At 61.2% G+C, this 20,806-nt stretch carries 21 protein-coding genes; all 21 read left to right on the forward strand.

Annotated elements, in window-relative coordinates; translation table 11 throughout:
* Nucleotides 1-2 precede the first annotated feature (2 nt).
* Nucleotides 3-1,019, forward strand: coding sequence for a c(7)-type cytochrome triheme domain-containing protein (locus O9K64_RS06485; RefSeq protein ID WP_275097261.1), 1,017 nt, complete (start codon nucleotides 3-5; stop codon nucleotides 1,017-1,019).
* Entirely contained in the window at nucleotides 986-1,825 is an 840-nt protein-coding gene (locus tag O9K64_RS06490; protein ID WP_275097262.1) for a hypothetical protein, read from the forward strand. The genes O9K64_RS06485 and O9K64_RS06490 overlap by 34 nt, the downstream gene beginning before the upstream one ends.
* Nucleotides 1,826-1,844: 19 nt before the next feature.
* Nucleotides 1,845-2,732: a hypothetical protein gene (locus O9K64_RS06495; protein WP_275097263.1), complete on the forward strand. Its 888-nt coding sequence runs from the start codon at nucleotides 1,845-1,847 to the stop codon at nucleotides 2,730-2,732.
* Nucleotides 2,733-2,741: 9 nt separating this feature from the next.
* Nucleotides 2,742-3,299 (forward strand): c(7)-type cytochrome triheme domain-containing protein, encoded by a 558-nt coding sequence (locus tag O9K64_RS06500; RefSeq protein WP_275097264.1) that lies wholly within the window; start codon nucleotides 2,742-2,744, stop codon nucleotides 3,297-3,299.
* Complete coding sequence (locus O9K64_RS06505; protein WP_335342246.1) at nucleotides 3,296-3,694, forward strand: c(7)-type cytochrome triheme domain-containing protein; 399 nt, start codon at nucleotides 3,296-3,298, stop codon at nucleotides 3,692-3,694. Before O9K64_RS06500 ends, O9K64_RS06505 begins: the two co-directional genes overlap by 4 nt.
* Nucleotides 3,688-4,761 carry a 6-bladed beta-propeller gene (locus O9K64_RS06510; RefSeq protein WP_275097265.1) on the forward strand — a complete coding sequence of 358 codons (1,074 nt, stop codon included), beginning with the start codon at nucleotides 3,688-3,690 and terminating at the stop codon, nucleotides 4,759-4,761. The genes O9K64_RS06505 and O9K64_RS06510 overlap by 7 nt, the downstream gene beginning before the upstream one ends.
* The gene (locus tag O9K64_RS06515) at nucleotides 4,758-7,163 is read left to right on the forward strand and encodes a multiheme c-type cytochrome (protein ID WP_275097266.1); all 2,406 of its coding nucleotides are present in this window, start codon (nucleotides 4,758-4,760) and stop codon (nucleotides 7,161-7,163) included. Before O9K64_RS06510 ends, O9K64_RS06515 begins: the two co-directional genes overlap by 4 nt.
* A gap of 7 nt (nucleotides 7,164-7,170) precedes the next feature.
* On the forward strand, nucleotides 7,171-8,205 hold the full coding sequence (locus tag O9K64_RS06520) for a cytochrome c biogenesis protein ResB (RefSeq protein WP_275097267.1): 1,035 nt from the start codon (nucleotides 7,171-7,173) through the stop codon (nucleotides 8,203-8,205).
* Between the two features lies 1 nt (nucleotide 8,206).
* Nucleotides 8,207-9,016, forward strand: coding sequence for a cytochrome c biogenesis protein (locus tag O9K64_RS06525; RefSeq protein WP_275097268.1), 810 nt, complete (start codon nucleotides 8,207-8,209; stop codon nucleotides 9,014-9,016).
* Nucleotides 9,016-10,344 carry a hypothetical protein gene (locus tag O9K64_RS06530; RefSeq protein ID WP_275097269.1) on the forward strand — a complete coding sequence of 443 codons (1,329 nt, stop codon included), beginning with the start codon at nucleotides 9,016-9,018 and terminating at the stop codon, nucleotides 10,342-10,344. The genes O9K64_RS06525 and O9K64_RS06530 overlap by 1 nt, the downstream gene beginning before the upstream one ends.
* Nucleotides 10,337-10,963 carry a tetratricopeptide repeat protein gene (locus O9K64_RS06535; protein WP_275097270.1) on the forward strand — a complete coding sequence of 209 codons (627 nt, stop codon included), beginning with the start codon at nucleotides 10,337-10,339 and terminating at the stop codon, nucleotides 10,961-10,963. Before O9K64_RS06530 ends, O9K64_RS06535 begins: the two co-directional genes overlap by 8 nt.
* A gap of 1 nt (nucleotide 10,964) precedes the next feature.
* The gene (locus O9K64_RS06540) at nucleotides 10,965-11,501 is read left to right on the forward strand and encodes a TlpA family protein disulfide reductase (RefSeq protein ID WP_275097271.1); all 537 of its coding nucleotides are present in this window, start codon (nucleotides 10,965-10,967) and stop codon (nucleotides 11,499-11,501) included.
* Nucleotides 11,502-11,504: 3 nt separating this feature from the next.
* Nucleotides 11,505-13,778 carry a PAS domain-containing sensor histidine kinase gene (locus O9K64_RS06545; protein WP_275097272.1) on the forward strand — a complete coding sequence of 758 codons (2,274 nt, stop codon included), beginning with the start codon at nucleotides 11,505-11,507 and terminating at the stop codon, nucleotides 13,776-13,778.
* Between the two features lie 2 nt (nucleotides 13,779-13,780).
* Nucleotides 13,781-15,154 carry a sigma-54-dependent transcriptional regulator gene (locus O9K64_RS06550; RefSeq protein WP_275097273.1) on the forward strand — a complete coding sequence of 458 codons (1,374 nt, stop codon included), beginning with the start codon at nucleotides 13,781-13,783 and terminating at the stop codon, nucleotides 15,152-15,154.
* A gap of 58 nt (nucleotides 15,155-15,212) precedes the next feature.
* Nucleotides 15,213-15,734, forward strand: a complete 522-nt coding sequence (locus tag O9K64_RS06555) for a tetratricopeptide repeat protein (protein WP_275097274.1) — start codon at nucleotides 15,213-15,215, stop codon at nucleotides 15,732-15,734.
* Nucleotides 15,734-16,885, forward strand: a complete 1,152-nt coding sequence (locus tag O9K64_RS06560) for a ligand-binding sensor domain-containing protein (protein ID WP_275097275.1) — start codon at nucleotides 15,734-15,736, stop codon at nucleotides 16,883-16,885. The genes O9K64_RS06555 and O9K64_RS06560 overlap by 1 nt, the downstream gene beginning before the upstream one ends.
* 3 nt (nucleotides 16,886-16,888) lie before the next feature.
* Nucleotides 16,889-18,088 (forward strand): ligand-binding sensor domain-containing protein, encoded by a 1,200-nt coding sequence (locus O9K64_RS06565; RefSeq protein WP_275097276.1) that lies wholly within the window; start codon nucleotides 16,889-16,891, stop codon nucleotides 18,086-18,088.
* Between the two features lie 168 nt (nucleotides 18,089-18,256).
* Nucleotides 18,257-18,739, forward strand: coding sequence for a bacteriohemerythrin (locus O9K64_RS06570; protein WP_275097277.1), 483 nt, complete (start codon nucleotides 18,257-18,259; stop codon nucleotides 18,737-18,739).
* An 83-nt stretch (nucleotides 18,740-18,822) separates the two neighbouring features.
* Nucleotides 18,823-19,356, forward strand: a complete 534-nt coding sequence (locus O9K64_RS06575; RefSeq protein ID WP_275097278.1) for a hypothetical protein — start codon at nucleotides 18,823-18,825, stop codon at nucleotides 19,354-19,356.
* Between the two features lie 30 nt (nucleotides 19,357-19,386).
* Nucleotides 19,387-20,172, forward strand: a complete 786-nt coding sequence (locus tag O9K64_RS06580; protein ID WP_275097279.1) for a cytochrome c3 family protein — start codon at nucleotides 19,387-19,389, stop codon at nucleotides 20,170-20,172.
* On the forward strand, nucleotides 20,169-20,747 hold the full coding sequence (locus O9K64_RS06585; RefSeq protein ID WP_275097280.1) for a hypothetical protein: 579 nt from the start codon (nucleotides 20,169-20,171) through the stop codon (nucleotides 20,745-20,747). The genes O9K64_RS06580 and O9K64_RS06585 overlap by 4 nt, the downstream gene beginning before the upstream one ends.
* Nucleotides 20,748-20,806: the final 59 nt, after the last annotated feature.

Genomic DNA, 20,806 nt, shown 5'->3' on the forward strand with positions numbered 1-20,806 from the left:
CGATGACTGAATACATGAGGAATGTACTCTGGGTCGCCCTGCTCGGTCTGGCGGGATTCCAGGCTTCGGCTGCTGAAGAGAAAGGCAAACAGATCGTCGATACGGTCTGTGCCGCATGCCATGTCGCGGGTGTGCTGAATGCGCCGAAACTGGGCGACATACAGGACTGGATGCCGCGCCTGCAGCAGGGTGAAGAGGCCCTGATCAAACATGCCGATGAGGGTTTCAACGCGATGCCGCCGAAAGGTGGGAACGCGTCACTCTCCACGGAGGATATCAAGCTGGCGGTGCACCACATGATGGGGCTGGTGGGCGAGAGTATCGTCAGCAGCAAATCCGCAACACCAACACCCCCCGGCAAGCCCGCGGCAGCGGAGAAGGCGCCCGGCAAACCTGCGCCGGCTAGTGATAAGGTTGCCGCCGGGAAGAGCCCCGTGGACAGTGCACGCAGCGTGGTGGTTGAAAAGCCGGCGGCCAGGCCGGCACCCAAGCCGGCGGTTATCGCCAAGGCCAGTCCCGAATCGCGCCGGGTAAACTCCTTCAACCGGCTGCTGCGGCCCGCCGAGCAGCGCAACCTGCCACCGGCGAAAGATGGTATTCACGATGCGGAAAATGATGGTACCGAGGTTTTGCAGCACCCCAAAGAGGCCTTTTCCAGCCTCGACAAGGCCAATTCCGGCAACCGGGTGGACTGGGTTAAATCCCTTGGGGGTGACAAGATCACACCAAGGTATGACCTGCTTGATCCGGACAAGCGGCCCATGGTGCTGGATCTGAATATCGTGCGCGAGGTGAAGGGCTCGATGCCCGATGTGGTCTACCCCCACAAGCAGCACACCGAGTGGCTGGACTGCTCCAACTGCCACCCGGCCATTTTTATTCCCAAGAAGGGTGCGAACAACATCAGCATGGCATCCATTCTGATGGGTGAGCAGTGTGGTGTCTGCCATGGCAAGGTGGCGTTTCCGGTAGCGGAGTGCAGAAAATGCCATTCCAAGAACAAACCGATGAAAAAATAAGGGGTTCGTTGCTGCCGGTGCTGCTGTTGGTGATGAGCATCGGCAGCGCTGGCCCGGCGAATGCCGCAATGCTGGAGCAGAAGCTGCACCTGGTGGAGCGGCTGCATCAGCGGTTGCAACTCGATCCGAAGAACGATCCCTACCGGGCTTCCCTGGCAGAAGCCCGGGCCTTGATCGAGCAGGGCCAGTCGGAGCAGGCCAAGGCGCGGTTGGATGAGATGATTCGGCAACTGGCCAGGACCTACCGGACGCGCGGTAGCGGAGACCAGGCTGAGCGGCAACGGACGAAATACCAGCGGCGGCGGGTTGAGGTTCGGTCACTGCTCTCGTCCCTGGAACAGTGGATAGCGCAACAGGGGGCCGCACAGGTCCAGCTGGATGTGGCGCGGCTACACGCAACGCTGGCAACCGCCGACAAGGCGGCCGGGACTGACGGGATCGCCAGGGCGATCGCGCTGATGGATGTGACCTATCAGGAACTGGTGACGGAACTGACCCGCTTGCGGGACAAGGAGACGGTCAACTACCGACTGGAGTTCAAGGGCCCGGAGGACGAGTATCGTTACGAGGTCAGGCGCTATCAGACCTACCGGCTATTGTTGCGCATGAAACTGGATGGGCAGGTCTTCGGTGATGCGCGAATGGGTCGGGTTCAGGCGTTGCGGCGTCAGGCGCTGGAACTCAACAGTGAAGCTGAAAAACAGGCGCGGAGCGGAGAGTTTAACGCGGCAATCGCTACCCAGTCCGGGGCGACCGAGACATTGATCAAGGCGTTGGCGGTGGTTGGCGTCTATCTTTCCAAATAAGGTTTTACGGGAGTGGATTATGAAGAGACAGAGTCTGATAGCGGGAGTATTGGCAGCGCTCCTGATCCTGCCGCTGGTGTGGGCGGAGGAGACTAAGAAACCGCCGCAACCGACGGTCAGCGAAGAGTCTGTCAGCAGCCGCCTGGAGAATCTGCAGCGCCTGGTGCGCACCTCCTCCGGTGCCCGGCGTGTGGCAGCCAGTGACAATAGCAAGGCACAGGGGTACCAGAAACAGGCGGATCAGAAGCTGATCGAGGCGGAAAAACTCTTGCGCAAGGGCGATTACGCAGCGGCAAACCGACAGCTGGGCGAGGCCACGGCCCTGATGTTTGGTGCCATCCGCGAGGTGGGGGCTGACAAGGAGATCGATCAGAAAAAGCGCAAGGACTTTGATGCCAAGGCCGCCAGTGTGGATGTGCTGCTGAAGGCGCTGAAGCGGATCGCCGCTGAAAAAGGGGCGGGCAGTGAAAGCAGCCAGACAATCGCCAGCGTGGAGCAGGGTCTGCAGCAGGCCCAGCAGTTGGCATCCGAGGGAAAACTGGATGCTGCGCGCCAGCAGCTGGATGATGTCTACTACCAGTCCAAGGTGGCGATCGAAGGGCTGCGGCGGGGTGATACCCTGGTTCGGTCGCTTAACTTCGCAACCAAGAAGGATGAGTACACCTACGAACTGGATCGCAACGATACCCACAAGATGCTGGTATCGGTGTTGCTGGAAGAGAAGATGAAGACCGCCAACACGCGGAAAATGGTGGACGACTTCCTGGCCAAGGCGGCGGAGTTTCGTGCCCAGGCCGAGCGGAAGGCGGCGGGTGGCGATTATAAACAGGCAGTCGAGTTGCTTGAGTCGTCGACCAAAGAGCTGGTGCGTGCGATTCGCGGAGCCGGCGTCTATATCCCGGGATAAGGGGGCAAAATGGGACAGCACGGAAAAGCGCGATGGTATTCACTGGCACTGTTTTTTACCGGGCTGTGGTTGCCCGGCCCGCTGTTCGCGGAGTGGACCCCGTTGGCCGAGGACGGGTTGCATGATCCGGATAATCCGGCCCTTGAAGTGATGCAGAATCCGGGCGATGCCCTCTCCCGGTTGCCGCGGGATGACGCGGGGGATGTCGGCAACAAGGTGCGTTGGGTGCAGGCGCTGGAGCAGGGTTACATCGAACCGCGCACCAACATCTTCCCGGAGACCAAGATCGAGGTGCTGGATCTTGATATCATCATGAAACACACCGGCAGTACCGCTTATGTGCGCTTTCCCCACAAGCCCCATACCGAGTGGCTCGACTGCAGCAATTGTCACGATAAGATCTTCAAGATGAAGGCGGGTGAGACCCCGCTCAGTATGCTTGCTATCCTTTCCGGCGAGTATTGCGGCCGCTGCCACGGCGCGGTGGCCTTCCCCCTGGTCCTGTGCAACCGCTGTCACAGCGTGCCACCGGACACATTGGAGAATAAGGTTAATCAGCGACAATGAGCGAGCGTCACGCCATACCCAAGCGAATCCGCGCCACCGCGCTTGCCATGCTGCTGCTGGGGTTTTTCGCATTGCCGGTTTTTGCCGAGTATGGCGATGTCATCCTCAACCACCGTGCGGAACAAGAGGGGATGCGGCCGGTGATTTATCCCCACTGGTTTCACCGCATCCGTTTCCGCTGTAAGGTCTGTCATAACGAACTGGGGTTTGAAATGCGCGCCGGGGCCAACGACATCACCATGGCGGATATTATCGATGGCAAGTTTTGCGGCATGTGCCACAACGGGCAGGTGGCCTGGTCGGTCGAAAACTGCGACATCTGCCATTCCGGGCGCAAGGGGCTCAAGACCCGCATCATGGGTGGTCATGAGACGGGAGGTCCGGGACGATGGTGAAGCGGCTGGGGGGCCACGGGTTGCTGCTGCTCGGGTTTGCGCTGCTGGCGGGCTGCGCCAGTGTAGACGAGCCGCGCCACTATGACCCGTTCGCCGGGGTGAGCCGGGATCAGTGGCCGGTCTGGCCGAGTGCACCGGAGGTGCCGCGGTATATATTTTCCGGACAATTGAGCGGTGAAGAGAACTTTGTCACCGAGCGGCCGGAGGGGCAGGGCAGGGGGCTGTTCGCCCTGCTGGTGGGGCTGGGTCAGGAGGAGCGGATCCCCCGGGTACTGCAGCGACCCCAGGGCGGGCTGGTGGATTCGGCCGGGCGTATTCTGGTCACCGACGTGAGTCGCCAGGCGGTCTATGTGTTTGACCCGCTCCAGGCCCGGCTTCTGGTGTGGGAGATGGCGACAGACCGGCAGCGTTTTGTTGCGCCCATCGGTATTGTCGAAAGCGCAACCGGGGACTATCTGGTCACCGATGCGGAACTTGGATTGGTGGCCCGGCTGGACCGAAACGGTGAGCCGCTGCGCCCATTGGGTTCCGGCATATTAACGCGGCCGACAGGCATCGCCCGCGATCCGCGGAGCGGTGAGCTGTTTATCGCCGACACCCGGGATGGTTCCATCAAGGTGTTTGATGCCGAGGGTTTGCTGTTGCGGCGCATCGGCGCGCCGGGGGATGGTCCGGGTGAGCTGAATGCACCCACCTACATTGCCTGGCATGAAGGGCGGCTCTATGTTACCGATACCCTCAACTCACGCATCCAGATCTTTGATCGCCAGGGCAGACTGCGGGGTCGGTTCGGCGAACGCGGCCTGTATATCGGCAACTTCTCGCGTCCCAAGGGGATAACCGTTGATTTAAACGGTTTTATCTACGTGGTGGAGTCCTACTTCGATCACTTGCTGATCTTTGATCCCCAGGGGCAATTCCTGATGGCGATCGGTGGCAGCGGCCAGCAACCGGGACAATTTTTTCTGCCGGCCGGGGTGTGGCATGACAATCAAGATCAGATCTATGTGGCCGATATGTTCAACGGTCGGGTCGCAATCTTCCAGTTTCTCGGAGGAACGCCGTGAACGGGCATAGGTTAATGCTGGGGTTGCTGTTGCTGGGGCTGTTTTCAACGGCCCAGGCGGCCCGGGTGTCGGACATCCGCAGCACCAAGCACAATCTGTCGGTGACCGGTCCCGGCACGGTGAAGGCGGTCAGTGAGACCCAGGTCTGTGTGTTTTGTCATACACCCCACGGCTCTACCGCCTCGGTCGGTGCACCGCTGTGGAATCGCGAGCTTTCCGGCGCCACCTATACCCCCTACACCTCGAATTCGATCAATGCCACCGATATCGCCGCTGAGCCGGGCGGCAGTTCCAAGCTCTGCCTCTCCTGCCACGACGGGACCCTGGCGATCGGCTCGGTCAATGTCTCCAGCGGCCAGACCGGGGTGAGTATCGATATGAGCGGGACCGGCGCCGCGGGTACCATGGCAACCGGGCAGGGCGAGAGCAGCGGCTTCACCCGCAGGCTCGGTGTCGACCTGACCAACGATCACCCGATCTCGTTCACCTATAACAGCACCCTGGCCCTGGCGGATGGTGAACTGCGCGACCCCGGCAGCGCCCCCCATATCGGCACCCGGGCTCCCGGAATCAGGCATCAGGTCCCGCTGGAGGACGGCAAGGTCGAGTGCGTGAGCTGTCACGATCCCCATATCCGGGACAGTGATCCGAGCAAAAATATCAAGTTCCTGCGCCTCAACCGCTTTCAAAGCAGCACGCCCGGCGGCGGGAGTTTCAACGAGAGTGGCGATATCGTCTGTCTCGCCTGTCATGACAAACTGGGTCAGGCCTGGGCGGATTCGGCGCACGCCAATCCGTCGGTAGCGGATGAAACCTACAAAAGCGCTTCAGCGGCCCTGCGCGAATTTCCCGACGGCACCCGGGTGTGGGAGGCGGCCTGCCTCAACTGCCACGATACCCACACGGTGCAGGGCTCCCGTCGCCTGCTGCGCGAGGGAACCGATGCCGCCGGTGGACCCACCACCCCGCGACTGGGTGGCAGCGCCGCCATCGAAAGCACCTGCTACCAGTGCCACAGCAATGCGGCGGAGAGCATCCTCTCCACGGTGACCGATGTGCCGGATATCAAGACCGACTTCCAGCTCCCCCGCCGCATGCCCATCAGCAGCAATGATCAGCCGGCGGGCGCGGAGCAACACAATATCAATGATGCGGATTTTATCGAGACCCAGGATAACCTCGGTAGAAATCAGACCACCAACAACCGCCATGCCGAGTGCACCGACTGCCATAATCCCCACCGGCTGATGAAAAACCGGCTGTTCAACGGCTCCGGCAGCTCCGCGGATTCGACCCACGATCCGGACAGCCCCTCCAACATCGCCTCGGGGGCGTTGCGCGGCACCTGGGGCGTGGAGCCGGTCTACAGCTCCACCAGCTTTCAGGACAAGCCGTCCGGCTACACCGTGAAGAAAGGGGATGGCGGCAGCGGCGCCAGCACCGCCGTGACCAGCGCCCACCTGACCCGCGAGTACCAGATCTGTCTCAAGTGTCACTCGGACTACGGCTACCAGGATGACAATGTCTACCCGGTGGGGACCCGCCCCGACCTGGGAGACTCGGGAGGAGGCACCCCCGCGGGGACCAACGGCATGACCCAATACACCAACCAGGCCAAGGAGTTCCAGGCCCCGTTCAGTCACCAGGGTGAGGGGAGCGCCGCCAATACCGGCGCCGGCAGCGGTTATGCCACCAATAACCACCGCTCCTGGCACCCGGTGATGGATAGCACCGGCCGTACCGCCACGGTGCGCGCTATGAACGCCAACGCCTTCCTGCTGCCCTGGCGCAACAACATCGGCAACCAGACCATGTACTGTACCGACTGTCACGGCTCGGCCACCGCCAACGCCACCCGGGTGCCGACCGGCAGCAACCCCTGGGGACCCCACGGCTCCAGCAAGAATTTCATCCTCAAGGGCGACTGGGATAGCAACACTGGGTCGGGCCAGTCCGATGACCTCTGCTTCAAGTGCCACGACTACAACACCTATCCGGCGGATGGCGGCAGTCGTACCGGGTTCTACAGTTCCGACCGGGGCGATCTGCACTCCTATCACCGCAAAAAGATTGGCGCCATGAAGTGCAGCTGGTGTCATGTGGCGGTGCCCCATGGCTGGAAGAACAAGGCGCTGCTGGTCAATCTGAACGATGTCGGGCCGGAGGCGGGCAAGGCGGCCGGCGGCGAGGAGATCTGCACCGGCAGCGGCGGCTGGGGCAGCACCAACGGGGGCTGCAGCAAGGACAACGGCTATACCAATGCCCCCTACTACCTGAACGCCTTCCTCAAGGTGATCAACTTCCGCCCCAGCGGGCAGTGGCGGGAGAACGACTGCGGCTCCAAATCGGGTAACACCGGCCGGGACTGGATGCGCGACGAGGCCTGCGAGAGTCCCAACTGAGAGCGCGATGGCGACGATTGAACAACAGCGAGTGGGCAGTAATGGGGCGCCGGTCTGGCAGCTTCTGGTCTGGCTCGGCTCGCTGAAGTTCACCCTGGTGGCACTGCTGCTGCTGTTGGCGGTGGTGGTGCGCGCCCTCACCCTGGCGGACGGTTTTACCTGGTGGGTGGCGCCGCCCCTGGGTGTATTGGCCCTCAATCTGCTGGCCGCCATCCTGGTCAACCCGCTGTTTCGCCGGCAGTTGCCGCTGCTGCTGTTCCATCTTTCCCTGCTGGCACTCATCGTGCTGGTGGGTGTGGGGCGGATGATCTATCTCAAGGGTTGGGCCGAGGTATCGGAAGGGGCGGCCTTTGACGGGCAACTGGTGAAATACGAGGCCGGGCCCTGGCATAGCTGGGCGTTGGACCGGGTCCGTTTCGTCAATGAACGGTTTACCATCAACTATGCGCCGGGGCCGCGCCGCACCACCACCCTGAACCGGGTCCGGCTGTTTGATGAGGCGGGCGGGTCACGGGTCCAGGTGATCGGCGACGACCGCCCGCTGATCATGCGGGGTTACCGTTTTTATACCACCTTCAACAAGGGGTATGCCCCGGTGTTCCAGTGGCGGCCGGACGCGGCGTCCAGCCCGGTAACGGGTGATGTGCGGTTGCCGCCCTTCCCGGGCGAGGCGCTACGGCAGCATACCAGCTGGAACCTGCCGGGGCTGGCCGAGCCTGTTTGGGTGCAACTGGAGTTCGATGAGGCGATCCTGGCCGAAGAGCGGGCGTCGGTATTTCGACCACCGGCGCGACACCACCTGATTCTGCGCTCGGGTGAGCGGCGTTTTGAGATGAAGCCCGGAGATCAGGTGCGCCTGGGTGAGGCGGGGTTGCTCAGTTATCAGGGGCTGCGCACCTGGATGGGCTACAACGTGGCCTACGACTGGACCCAGCCCTGGCTGGTGGCGGCGGTGCTGCTGGCCGTGTGCTCCCTGGCTTGGCACATGTGGCGCAAATACCGCCAGCGCAGTTGGCTGAGCAGTGCGGATAACCGAGGGTAATATGGAACAGGAACAGCTGATACTTTGGATTGCACTGGTCGCCTATGTCGGGGCCGGCTGCGTTGCGATCTTCGCCCAGGTGATGAAGCGGCGCCCGGAGCGGAGCGTTCTGGCATTGCTGATACTCGGGCTGCTGCTGCATACCCTGGCACTGGCATTGCGCTGGGAGCGACTGGGTCACGGCCCCTTTGTCACCATGTACGAAATCCTCTCCAGCAACATCTGGAGCCTGGCCCTGATCTACACCCTGGCCAGTCTGTGGATTCGGCAGATCCGTCCTGCCGCGGCGCTGGTGATGCCGGTACTGTTTCTGATGATGGGCTGGATGATGATGACCAATCCGGGCGGGGGGTTGCTGCCGTCGACCTACAATACCGTCTGGCTCTATATCCACATCGGCTTCGGCAAGATCTTTTTCGGCAGTGTGCTGGTGGCCCTGGGTCTGGCCGGGGTGATCCTGAGCCGCGCCCTGGCGGGGAGTACCCGGTTTGCCCGCATGCCGGACAATGTCAGCCTGGAGGAGTTGGCCTACCGCTTCCTGATGCTGGGTCTCATTTTCGATACCCTGATGCTGATGGCCGGCGCCATCTGGGCTCGCGATGCCTGGGGTCGCTACTGGAGTTGGGCCCCGCTGGAGAGCTGGTCGCTGATGACCTGGATCTTTCTCGCCCTGGCCATCCACCTGCGGCTAACCCTGAAGCCGCGGCATACCGTCTCGGCACTGCTGGTGGTCGGCGTGTTTGCACTGGGGTTTCTCACCTTTTTCGGTATTCCCTTTATCACCCAGGCGCCGCATAAGGGGATGGTCTGATGGTCCGCAACAGACTGCCAGAAGCTGACTGCAAGCGCATTCCGCAGGCCTGGATCGCCCTCGCGGTAACGGCATTTCTGGTCTCGGTCGGTTATGCCCTGCTGCTGGTGCTGGCCAGGAGCGGCATGGTGACGCTTTTCGGCGACAACGAACGCGGTTTTCACAGCGCCCTGGTGCTGCATGTGAATTTCTCGCTGCTGGTCTGGTTCCTGTCAATGGGCGGCTTTTTCTGGAGCCGAAACCGTCAGTGGGCGAGCCGCTGGGTCAACTATGTTGCCGTCGCCGCGGCCTTGGCGGGTGTCCTGCTGATGGCGGCCGCCCCCCTCGCGGGGGCGGTGACACCGATCATGAGCGATTATCTGCCGGTACTCGATCAGGGCGTTTTTCTGGCAGGGATCGGGTTGTTTGTGCTGGCGGTGAGTGTCGTGTCACTGCTCTCCCTGAGCCGTTTGCCGCGGGCTTTGGCCGGTCGGTCCGACAGCGCAAGCCTGCTTTGCGGCGCCGCCGCCCTGGTGCTGCTGCTGGCCGCCGTGCAATTGGGAGTGGCCGCGGCCTCCGCCCTGCCGGAAACGGCGCTGGGCCGCTATCAACGGCTTTTTTGGGGACCTGGGCACCTGCTGCAGACGGTCAATCTGCTGCTGCTGATGCAGGCCTGGCTGTGGTTGTCGGGCGGAGCGCAAGCGCCTGGTTGGCTGGCGCGCCTGATCAGGATTCAGGTGCCGCTGATCCTGTTGCCGGTCCTGGTTTCCCCCCTGTTCCCACACCTGCCGGCGCCGTACGACACGCTGCTTTTTACCTGGCAGATGGAGTGGAACGGTTTGTTGGTGATGCCGCTGCTGCTTGGCCTGCTGCTGGACAGGGGCAGCGCCGGTGCCGGTTCCGCGCTTCAGTTTTTCCTCCGTTTGCCGCTATGGCTTCTGCTGCTGGGGTTTATCCTGGGGTGGCTGATCGAGGAAAATAATGCCTGGGTTCCGGCCCATTATCATGGGGTGATTGGCGCCATCACCCTCAGCTACATGGGGGTTTGCTATCGCCATCTGGGGATCCCCGGGCATACGCCTATTGCGCAGCGTCTGCTCAACTGGCAGGCCGGTCTCTATAGCGGAGGCATATTGCTGCTGATGGCCGGGCTGATTGTCTCGGATATCCCGCGCAAGGGTCTGGTCGCGGCTGGCGACCTGTTGCCGCTGGGACGGCTGTTGATGGCGACGGGCGGTGGTGGCGCACTGATCGCCAGCCTGCTGTTCGTCGCCCTGGTGGCTCAGCAGCGGGTTCGCCGCGCCCACGACAAGCTCGCGCAGCTGGCACCGGAGGCGGGCGATGTCTGAAGGCATTGACCGACCCACCCGCAGAGACCGGCGGCCAGTGGCGCTCTTGCTCACGCTGTTGATGGTGGCGGGGCTGGGTGTGTTGATCACCTGGCTGCCGGATTATCGCCAGCCGTTGACCCTCTCCGGGGAGCCGGTCGGGACCGAGCAGGCCGGGCTGAATGAGCCACCCAAACTGGCGCTGAAGCGACAACTTGATCAGGCCTTTGCCGAGGGGGCCGCCCTGCTCCATGCGCGGGCCTATGAGGGCGCGCTGATCGCCTTTAACCGGGTGGTGCACATCGCCCCCAGGCTGCCGGAGGCCTACGTCAACATGGGCTACGCCCTGCTCGGGTTGGAGCGATATGCCCAGGCGGAGCGGGCCTTCAGTTACGCTACGGAACTGCGACCGGACCTGCCCAACGCCTATTACGGGTTGGCGCTGGTGTTTGAACGGCAAGGTGATCTGCAGGGGGCGATGGGCGCCATGCGCACCTATATACACCGAACCCATCAGGATGACCCCTATCTGTCCAAGGCACGGGCGGCGTTATGGGAGTGGGAGCAACATCGCGCCGCGATCAACAACGAACCCGCCGCAGGGACAATGCCTGGTTCCACGGTCAATGATGAGGGTTGAAATGAGGCCTATTCGCTGGAACAGCCGCCTGTTGCTGCTGTATCTGTTGCTGCTGCCGGTACTGGCCGGGTGCCGGCAAGAAGTTGCTTACCAGGTCGGAGAACCGATTGGCGATCTCAAACTCCAGGGATTGTTCGGCGGTGAGTTGGATCTGGTCCAGCTGAAAGGTAACTACGTCCTGTTGAATATCTGGGCGCCCTGGTGCGGCCCCTGTCGTGCCGAGATGCCGAGTCTGGACCGGTTGGTCACCCACATGGCGGATAGCCGGCTGAAGGTGATAGGCCTGGTCCTGGAGGATCGCTTTGCGGCAGAGGAGTTTCTACGCAAATACGCGGTGAAATTTCCCAATTACTTTGATGCCGGTGGCATGCTGGCGGAGTTGCGCAATTCCGTCAACGCCTATCCACAGACTTTTCTGATCGACCCCGACGGCATCCTGCGTGCCCGAATCGTCGGCGCCCGGGAGTGGGACAGCCCGGACAACCTGAGGGATCTCAGACAGTTGATGCGCCCCACCGGCGCCGGCGAGAGAGGCTGATCCATGTCCACGCGTCTCAAACGTTTTGCCCTGGTAAGTCTGCTTGGCGCATTGGCGCTGACCGTTTTGTTTATCGGTTTTTTTCGCTATCTCTCGGAAGATGCGCTGTTCCGACACAATACGCAGCACAACCAGATATTGGCCAGCATATTCACCAATTCACTCGACCATCACGGATTGATGCGGCTTCTGCAGGACGGAGCCAATCCGCAGGAGGGGCGGTTTCCCGCTTATGCACATGAGTTCGACGCGACGATCAGCGAGCACATCCAGGGCCTGCCGATCGCCAAGGTCAAGGTCTACAACCGGCAGATGCAGACCGTCTACTCCACCGAGCGCGGGGAGATCGGACAGGATGCCCATTTCAACACGTCACTGAATCTGGCGCTGGCGGGTAAGACTTCCGCAAAGCTGATCTATCGGGACAGCTTCAACAGCTCGGACCGGGTGATCGTCAACGCCAATCTGTTTGAAAGCTATGTGCCGATTTACAACAGTGTTGGCCGCGTACTTGGCGCCTTCGAACTCTATACCGATGTAAACAGCGCGCTGGCGGAACTGGATCGGCAGAGTATCCGAATGATCTTCGGCGTGGTGCTGTTGCTTGGTGCCTCCTATGCGGTGCTGTTCGGGCTCTTCTATAACACCGACAAGGCGTTGAAAATAGAAGAGGCCAACCGCGAAAGACACCTGGCAATGGTCCAGGAGGTCAAGGACCAGCTGGAAGTCAGGGTGCGGGAACGCACCCGCGAACTGGAGAATGCACGGACCTTTCTACAGTCGATCATCGATGGCATTGCCGATCCGGTGATGGTGATCGGTCGTGACCTGCGGGTGACGGAGATGAACCGGGCCGCCAGGGCGCTGGTCCCCGAAGACAATACGGAGGAGTATGTCCACTGTTACCAGATCAGCCATCGGCGTAGCACCCCCTGCGAGGGCGAGGACCACCCCTGTTCCTTTGTCCAGGTACTGGATAAGGGGGATACCGTCAAACTGATGCACATCCACTACAACAGTGAAAATGAAGCGCGTTACGTCGAGGTGGTTTCAACCCCGTTGCGCGACTCGGAACATCAGATTGTCGGGGTCATCGAAGTGAGTCACGATGTCTCCGAAGTGGTGATAGCCCGGGACCACCTGAAAGAGAGTGAGGCGCGTATCCGCGCGGTCATGGATACGGTCGAGGATGCCATACTGACCATCGACCAGCAGGGCATCATCTGCGACAGCAACCGGTCTGCCGAAAAGATGTTTGATTACACCAGGGATCAATTGATCTCGATGGACGCGATACAGCTATTCACGCCGCCCGGCAAGGCGGGCCCGCCGGCGGCCAGCGTTCAGTGCATCATCGGACCGCTGGTCTCCCACGGGGTACGCGAGAGCAGTGTATGGAGTGCCAAGGGAGACGAGCTTCCGGTTGATCTCTGGGTAGGCACGCTCTCATTCCAGGGCAGCAAACGCTATATCGCCGTATTTCACGACATCAGGGAGCGAAAACAGGCCGAGCACGAGCTGGAGGCCACCCGCCAGCAATATTTCCACCAGGAGAAGATGGCCGCCATCGGCCAGCTGGCGGCGGGTATCCTCCATGAGGTGGGAAATCCAATCGCGGCGATCTCCGGTTCCCTGCAGACGATTCAGTCGGTCTACCACGAAGTGCCGTGCAGTGGGGAGCACTGCCCGGTGGGCAAGGATGTGATATTGCATCTGGGGCTGATCGAGGAGCAGGTCAATCGGCTGGCCGGCATCACCCGGGAGATTGCCGATTTTGCCTCGCCTCGTCCCGGCGAACGGGAATTGCTGGATTTCAACAGCCTGATCAAGGGTACGGCGAATCTGTTGCGCTACGACAATCGGTTCCGTCATGTCGACCTGCAGCTGGATCTCGACGGCGGGTTGCCGGCCATGGAGGGAGTGGCGGACCAGTTGATCCAGGTGATAATGAATCTGCTGATCAATGCCGTGGATGCCTGTGAGATGGGCGAGGTCAAGGAGCCGGTCATCCGCATACAGACGGCTTTCGAAGAGGGGCGGATTCACCTGCAGGTGATGGACAATGGCTGTGGCATGGACGAAGGGACCCTGGCGCGGGCCATGGACGCCTTCTACACCACCAAGCCAGCCGGCAAGGGGACTGGGCTGGGGTTGTCACTGTGCAGTGCCATCGTGAGTAAACATCAGGGTTTTATCACCCTGGAGAGCCACCTTGGCCAGGGCACCTGCATCCATCTCTATCTGCCGGTAGAGCCGATTGAATCCGCTGTGGAGTAGGTATGGCAAATCTGAATGTACTGGTTGTCGATGACGAGACCGCTATCCGGCAGGTGCTGGCTTCCCAGATCAAGAAGGCTGGGCACCAGGTCTCCCATGTGGGTGATGGTAATGCCGCGCTGGAACGGCTCAACAGCGAACAGTTCGACGTCTGTGTCTGTGACATTCGGTTGCCCGATATCGATGGCATTGAGGTGCTGCGGCAGGCGCGGAAATCGGGTATCGATACGGTTTTTCTGATGCTGACCGCTTTTGCCTCGGTCAATACCGCGATCACCGCCATGAAGCTTGGTGCCTACGACTACCTGATGAAGCCGATGCGTAACGAGGACGTGATCCACCGGCTGGTACAGATCGGCGACCTGTTGGGCCTGCGCGAGGAAAACCTGCGGCTGAAGCAGATGATCAAGAGCCAGACGCCGCGTGGTTTCGTCAGTCGTGCGCCATCCATGGTGCAGATCGAACGCATGATCGAAAAGGTGGCACGTACCTCGGGAACGGTATTGATCACCGGCGAGAGTGGCACCGGCAAGACATTCATCGCCCGGCGCATTCATGACATGAGTGGGCGGGCGGAACGCAGTTTTGTGTCGGTCAACTGTGGAGCGATCCCGGACAACCTGATGGAAAGCGAGTTCTTTGGCCACGCCAAGGGCGCCTTTACCGGTGCCGAACGGGCCAAAAAAGGGCTGTTTCTCGAGGCCGATGGCGGCACCCTGTTTCTGGATGAAATCTCCGAACTGCCCCTGGGCCTGCAGGTAAAACTGTTGCATGCCCTGGATGAAAAGGAGATTCGCGCGGTCGGCACCGAGGTGAGCCGCAAGGTGGACGTTCGCATCCTGGCGGCCACCAACCGGAATATCGAGTCGATGGTGGCGGGTGGTACCTTTCGCGAGGATCTCTACTACCGGCTGAACGTGCTGAATCTGATCCTCCCGCCACTGCGCAAGCGCCAGGAAGACCTGCCTGACCTGATACGTTATTTTCTCACCCGGGAGGCGGAGCGCCTGGAGCTGGAGCCGGAGTTCACCCTATCGGCGGAGGCGGAGCGGATACTGGTGCACCACGATTGGCTGGGTAACCTGAGGGAGTTGCAGAACACGATCGCACGCACCCTGATCCTGGCGGAGGACACGGAGATCCAGGTCAATGACCTGCCGCCGAAGACACTGCATCAGGCGGCGGCGGATGAGCGCCTCGGCATCACCATCAGCTCCACCGACGGTCCCCTCAAGGAGCGGGTGCGGCAGTTTGAGGCGGATGTGATCCAGCAGGTGATCGACGAGGTGAGTGGGGATCGCCAGGAAGCGGCCAAAAAACTGGGTATCGGACTCTCAACCCTCTACCGCAAGCTGGAGGAGGATGAGCAGGGATGATTTCAACGGCATGTTTATTGCTTTGACTGTCGGGTGAGCCCCTACCGAGTAACCGACCATGAAACGACTTTTATTGCTACTTGTCTGTCTCAGTACTCCGCTACTGGCCGACAGCCAATCCGATTACGAAACCGGGTTCGCTGCCTTTCGCAACGAGGATCTGGTTACCGCCCTGCAGTATCTCGGGCAGGCTTCGGATCAGGGGCATGTGCGTGCCCAGGTACTGCTGGCCTACATCCTGGACAAGGCCGAGGAGAACGAGCAGGCATTGGCACTCTACCGCAAGGCGGCAGCGACGGGCGATGCCGAGGCGCAGATGGGACTGGCGATGATGCTGGCGGCGGGTGAGGGGGTGGAAGTGGACAATGCCAGCGCGTTTTCCCTGCTGCTGAAGAGTGCCGACCAGGGTCACGTGCCCGCCATGCTGCAGCTCTACCAGGCATTGGACAAAGGCACCATGGGGCAGCGGGTGGATCGGGCCGAGGCGCGTAACTGGCTGGAAAAGGCCGCCGCCGCCGGTGATGCCGAAGCGAAAAAACTGCTCGCGACAGACCATAAACCATCAACAGCCGGGGAATAATGAAAAAACTGCTGATTCTTCTACCGCTGCTGCTTGCAGCCTGCGGCGATACACCACCGCCGGAAGCCGCCAAGCCGGCAACCGCTACCGCGGCGGCCGAAACGCCGATTGCCAAGCCGGCCGCCAAGCCGGCCGCCAAGCCAGTCGCCAAGCCGGCAATACTTGACCTGTTCAATGTCGGTGACACAGTCTATGTGCGGGCACTGGCGATAGAGCCCCAGGCCAACGCACTGTGGGTGGGCACCTCTGTGGGTGTGCACGAGGTGGATCTGGATACGCTGCAGATCCGCCAGACCCTGACCCGCACGGATGGCCTGGCTAACGAGTATGTCTTCGCCATCGGTATCGACAAGCAGGGCAACAAATGGTTTGGCACCAATGGCGGCGGTGCTTCCCGCTACCGGGATGGCGAGTGGCAGACCTTTTTCCCCATGCACGGGCTTGCCGACTACTGGGTCTACTCCTTTATCTCCCAGGAGGACGGCACGCTCTGGATCGGGACCTGGGCCGGGGCCAACCGGGTGAACCCCCTCAGCGGACAGTTCCAGACCTACGTCAAGGAGCTGATCAACGAGTGGGTCTACGGCCTGGCGGTGGATTCCAGTGACCGGGTCTGGTTCGGCACCGAGGGCGGTGTCAGCCGCTTTGACGGCAAGCAGTGGACCTCCTGGTCCCATGCCGATGGGCTGGGGGCAGGAAATGGCAGCAGCCTGCCGCCCAGCCGCAATACCGGCCTGGGCACCCGCTCCCGCCATGACCTGGGGGTATTGAGCGGGGGGCAGGCCACGTATAATCCAAGTTATGTCTTCTCCATCCATGTCGCCCAGGATGATCAGGTATGGGCGGGGACCTGGGGCGGTGGCGTGAGCCGGTTTGACGGCGAGAAATGGCATAATCTGACCACGCGTGACGGGCTGGCCGGCGACATCGTCTACAACGTACTGCAGGATAGTGAAGGTGTATTCTGGTTCGGCACCAATGGCGGTGTATCCCGCTACGATGGCAAAAACTGGCAGACCATCGGGCTGGCGGACGGGTTGCCGGACAGCAATGTTTATACCCTGGTGGAGAGCCCGTCAGGAGATATCTGGGCCGGTACCCGGGCCGCTGTGGTGCGCATTGGTATCCAACCCCCCAAGAGTAAAGAGTGATCCATGAAGGCAATGATTCGAAAAGGGCTGATTGCCCTGGTACTGACGGTGGCAAGTTCAGGTAGCTTCAGCCAGAGCAGCACGCCTGGCGGGGGTGACGCCGCCGCACCGGGCCAGCCGGCAACCGTGCCCGCGGACGGCACGGTGCGGAGTGGCTTCAGCCGCGCGGCGAGCGGTGTCCAATTCGCCCATTTCCGGGTGGGTAACCGCAATGTCAAGGCGATGCTGGCGGATGGCCCGCTCGTCTGGGTCGGCACCTCCGGGGGGGTGATCCGTTATGACACCCGCAGCGATCAACACCGGCTCTATGATGTACGCTCCGGCTTGCTCTCCAACGGCATTTTTCACCTGAGTAAACTGGGCGACCGGCTGCTGGTCGGTACCTACGGCGGCGGGTTGTCGATCCTCGATGAGCCGACCGGTACCTGGGAGAACTACAACATTCAGGACGGCCTGGCGGATGCCTTTATCTATGACGTGCTGACCCTGGACAACGGCGACATCTGGATCGCCACCTGGTCCGGGGCCAACCGGGTTCGGGGCGGCCGGCTGAAGGACGTCGGCAGCTGGGATACCTACACCGTGGAGAATACCCAGGGCGGTCTGCCGAATGACTGGGTCTATGGTCTGGCCAAGGGCAAGAATGGCGAGGTCTGGATGGCCACCGAGGGTGGGCTGGCCCGTTTCAGTGAGGGGGCGTGGAGCAACTGGAAGCACGGGCAGGGGCTGGGTGCCGCTTATGAGTTGGTCAAAGACCAGATCGACTTTACCCGGGATCCGGCCAAGGAGTCGAGCCATCACGCACGCCAGAAGGCGGAGATGGGACTGACCAACGTGGATGTCGCCTACAACCCCAATTACATCGTATCCCTGCTGGTGGACCGGCAGGGCGCGGTATGGGCCGGCACCTGGGGTGGCGGGCTATCCCGTTTCGACGGGACCGAGTGGAAGACTTATACCCGGGAGGATGGCCTCCCCTCGAACCATATCTTCATGCTGGGCCATGAGCGGAACGGGCGCATCTGGGTGGGAACCAGTAACGGGCTGGCGCGCTGGGATGGGGAGAAATTCCGCGTCTTCACCGTGCACGACGGCCTCTACACCAACAATATCTTCTCCATGGCCAATGCCCCGGACGGCAGCCTGTGGATCGGCGGATTCGGCGGGGTGAGCCGGCTGATCGGGCTCGGTTCGATAGAATGAGCCGTCCGACGGGATTCTCGGCGAAACGCCTGTCTCATGCGCCGAACAGCCAGGGCCTCTACAAGGCCCTGTTTTTTATATCCTATCGGCGCTGAAGGAGGGGGCAACGCCTGATTGACTTGGCCCGCAATTTGCGAAGGTTATTCCAGAGGCTGCAGGGAGTGGATGATGAGAAACCTATTTGATTGGAAGGAGAGCTGGAATATAGGCGTCGGTTGGATGGATGATGCCCATCTGCAATTGGCCCACGGGCTGGCCGGCCTGTTCCAGCAGTATACCGAAGAGGGCGCGTCACTTCCCCCTGAGCGGATGGCGGACTATTGCGACTGCCTTCTGGAACAGGCCAAGGTGCACTTCCGGGATGAAGAGGAGTGGATGGAATTCCTTAACTATCCCGGGCTTCGTAGCCACTTGCGCGAGCACAGCATGTTGCTTGCCGAACTCAAATATTACATCAAGGAGATCAAGTGCGGAGGCAATGGCATCAGCCTGGAGGTGCTGATGGCACTAAAGGGCTGGTTGGTTACCCATGTGACCGAAAGTGACCGCGAGTTTGTCCACTTTCTGAGACAACATGATCTGTTCGACAGCCGGCTCATGGAAGAGCATCGGTCACCCTGCGCGGAGTCTCCATTCGCTGAAGGTTCATAACATCGGTTCCTGAATCTGAGAATCATTCCTGGTTTCTAGACAGGAATGAGCCTGTCAGGATTGATTCCAGACCGGGAGTTCGCGTGACGCCTGCCTCGCTGTTCCATCTGAAGATCGTGCTGCGTATCGCCGCGCTGTTAACCCTCCTCGGTGCATTGGTCATGGTGTCTGTCGTGCTGGCGGTGGGACAGACCGATCAGCAGGGTTATCTGCAGTCGCTGAGCCGATTGCAGATCAGTCAGGAACGCCTGATACCGCTGGTGTTGGCCGCCGGTCTCTTCCTGTTGACGGTTTCCGCCTTTGTTACCTGGTTGATCGCCCTCTACAGCAGCTTTCGCATTGCCGGACCACTCTACCGGCTCACCCGTAATCTGGAACAGGAACTGGAACAGGACAGTCTGGAGCGGCCCATGCCGATACGCAGGGAAGATCAATTGCAAACCCATGGACGGTTGCTGAGGGAGGCGGTGGCAGCGCTCAACGAACATTACCAAGACCTGGGCCGGCAACTCATGGCAATGGAGAGGGATCTGGCGGGCGGCACAATGGAGCCAGACGAGGTCCTGCGGCAGTACCGGGAACAACTGCACAGACTGCATGGTGAAGTGCGTTATTAAAAAACAAAACAAAAAATGGGCGAATCAGGGATGAAGCCAGGCAGGGTAGGCGCGATTCTGGTCTCACTGGTGGTGGGGGCGGGTTTGGTTCTGGTAGCGCATGTCGGTACCGGTGAGCGGGGGTTGCCGCATCCGGAAAAGGCCGACTGCGGGGGGTGCCACCTTGCCGGTGCCGCCGTGAATAAACAAAATGCCGCTCAATTGATCCGCAGCCAGGAGGAGCTCTGTGTGGAGTGCCATGAATCGGCCATGCGGGTCAGTCATCCCAGTGGTTTCCCGGTAAGCCGGGAGCTGCTGGCGGGGTTCCCCCTCGACTGGAAAGGGGATCTTACCTGCAGCAGTTGCCATGTGGTCCACGAAAAACCCCGCAACCGCCTGCGAAGCCGTGAGACCGGCCGTGACTTTTGCCTCTCCTGCCACGTCCGGGACTTTTTCGAGCGGATGAAGGACGGTGCCGAATCGCTGCTCGATTCGGGGCATTTCGCGGCGGATCAGCGCCCCGGGGTAGAGCTGGATGCCTATTCCCTCAAATGCATGGAGTGTCACGCCGAGCAGGCATCACTGCCCGGACTGAGCGTCAGGTTGACCGGCAATGTGGCCCGTCACATGGGCAGTTCGGTCAATCACCCGGTGGGTGTCTCCTATCGCCGGGCCGAGCAGTTCGGGGGCTATCTCCCCGGTACCCTGTTGCCCGCTGCGTTACTGTTGCCCCAGGGCAAGCTGGCCTGTGTCTCCTGTCATCTCGGCTACAGCGAATCCCATGGCGAGTTGATTGTGGAGTCCGGAAGGCTCTGTTTCGAGTGTCACGATCTATGACCAACCCCGCACGCTACCGGCAGCGCCGGATCAAGTACCTCGATTACCGGATCCAGTTCTGGTTGATTGCCGCGCTGGTGCTGCTGGAGGTTGCCATCACCCTGTTGGGCACCGGTTACCTCTACCTGGTGTTTGATCAACGACTGGAACAGCAATTCTACTCGGTGCACAGGGCGGCCGACGGCCTCTATGTTGACCTCTTTACCCAGGTTGGCTATGTGCTGGCGGGGATGACATTCACCAATCTGCTGGCGCTGTTTGTGGCCGATCATCTGTGGCGGGGCCATGTGGGTTCGGTAACCCGGGAGCTGGAGCGGGGATTGCGGCTCACCCGAGATATTGACCTGCGCGCCCACGCGGTTGAGCGTGACGCCCATCAAATCCTGGATCGCCTGGCGTCGTGGCGAAACAGTGAGCGGCAGCGGATGGAAAAAATCTGGTCCGGACTGGCCCCGCTCATGAATGAACCGGACTATCCGCTTGATCGGAGACTGCTGCGCCAACAGATTCAACAGCTGGCGCAGCAGTTACCCGTGGGGCCGCGGCCTGATCAGGATTCGGCGGTCGGTAGCTGATATCGACGGCCGAGGGCAGTGGCCGCCAATCCAGGCTATCGGTTGCGCCACGCTGTCCG

Source organism: Sedimenticola hydrogenitrophicus (assembly GCF_029017505.1).
Taxonomy (GTDB): Bacteria; Pseudomonadota; Gammaproteobacteria; order Chromatiales; family Chromatiaceae; genus Sedimenticola; species Sedimenticola hydrogenitrophicus_A.

Excerpts from the sequence above, each read along its gene's own strand:
- O9K64_RS06495 (WP_275097263.1), top strand. The coding sequence starts at position 1,845 with ATGAAGAGACAGAGTCTGATAGCGGGAGTATTGGCAGCGCTCCTGATC.
- O9K64_RS06530 (WP_275097269.1), top strand. The coding sequence starts at position 9,016 with ATGGTCCGCAACAGACTGCCAGAAGCTGACTGCAAGCGCATTCCGCAG.
- O9K64_RS06570 (WP_275097277.1), top strand. The coding sequence starts at position 18,257 with ATGAGAAACCTATTTGATTGGAAGGAGAGCTGGAATATAGGCGTCGGT.
- O9K64_RS06525 (WP_275097268.1), top strand. The coding sequence starts at position 8,207 with ATGGAACAGGAACAGCTGATACTTTGGATTGCACTGGTCGCCTATGTC.
- O9K64_RS06535 (WP_275097270.1), top strand. The coding sequence starts at position 10,337 with ATGTCTGAAGGCATTGACCGACCCACCCGCAGAGACCGGCGGCCAGTG.
- O9K64_RS06545 (WP_275097272.1), top strand. The coding sequence starts at position 11,505 with ATGTCCACGCGTCTCAAACGTTTTGCCCTGGTAAGTCTGCTTGGCGCA.
- O9K64_RS06520 (WP_275097267.1), top strand. The coding sequence starts at position 7,171 with ATGGCGACGATTGAACAACAGCGAGTGGGCAGTAATGGGGCGCCGGTC.
- O9K64_RS06560 (WP_275097275.1), top strand. The coding sequence starts at position 15,734 with ATGAAAAAACTGCTGATTCTTCTACCGCTGCTGCTTGCAGCCTGCGGC.
- O9K64_RS06555 (WP_275097274.1), top strand. The coding sequence starts at position 15,213 with ATGAAACGACTTTTATTGCTACTTGTCTGTCTCAGTACTCCGCTACTG.
- O9K64_RS06485 (WP_275097261.1), top strand. The coding sequence starts at position 3 with ATGACTGAATACATGAGGAATGTACTCTGGGTCGCCCTGCTCGGTCTG.
- O9K64_RS06490 (WP_275097262.1), top strand. The coding sequence starts at position 986 with ATGCCATTCCAAGAACAAACCGATGAAAAAATAAGGGGTTCGTTGCTG.
- O9K64_RS06500 (WP_275097264.1), top strand. The coding sequence starts at position 2,742 with ATGGGACAGCACGGAAAAGCGCGATGGTATTCACTGGCACTGTTTTTT.
- O9K64_RS06550 (WP_275097273.1), top strand. The coding sequence starts at position 13,781 with ATGGCAAATCTGAATGTACTGGTTGTCGATGACGAGACCGCTATCCGG.
- O9K64_RS06565 (WP_275097276.1), top strand. The coding sequence starts at position 16,889 with ATGAAGGCAATGATTCGAAAAGGGCTGATTGCCCTGGTACTGACGGTG.
- O9K64_RS06505 (WP_335342246.1), top strand. The coding sequence starts at position 3,296 with ATGAGCGAGCGTCACGCCATACCCAAGCGAATCCGCGCCACCGCGCTT.
- O9K64_RS06585 (WP_275097280.1), top strand. The coding sequence starts at position 20,169 with ATGACCAACCCCGCACGCTACCGGCAGCGCCGGATCAAGTACCTCGAT.
- O9K64_RS06510 (WP_275097265.1), top strand. The coding sequence starts at position 3,688 with ATGGTGAAGCGGCTGGGGGGCCACGGGTTGCTGCTGCTCGGGTTTGCG.
- O9K64_RS06540 (WP_275097271.1), top strand. The coding sequence starts at position 10,965 with ATGAGGCCTATTCGCTGGAACAGCCGCCTGTTGCTGCTGTATCTGTTG.
- O9K64_RS06580 (WP_275097279.1), top strand. The coding sequence starts at position 19,387 with ATGAAGCCAGGCAGGGTAGGCGCGATTCTGGTCTCACTGGTGGTGGGG.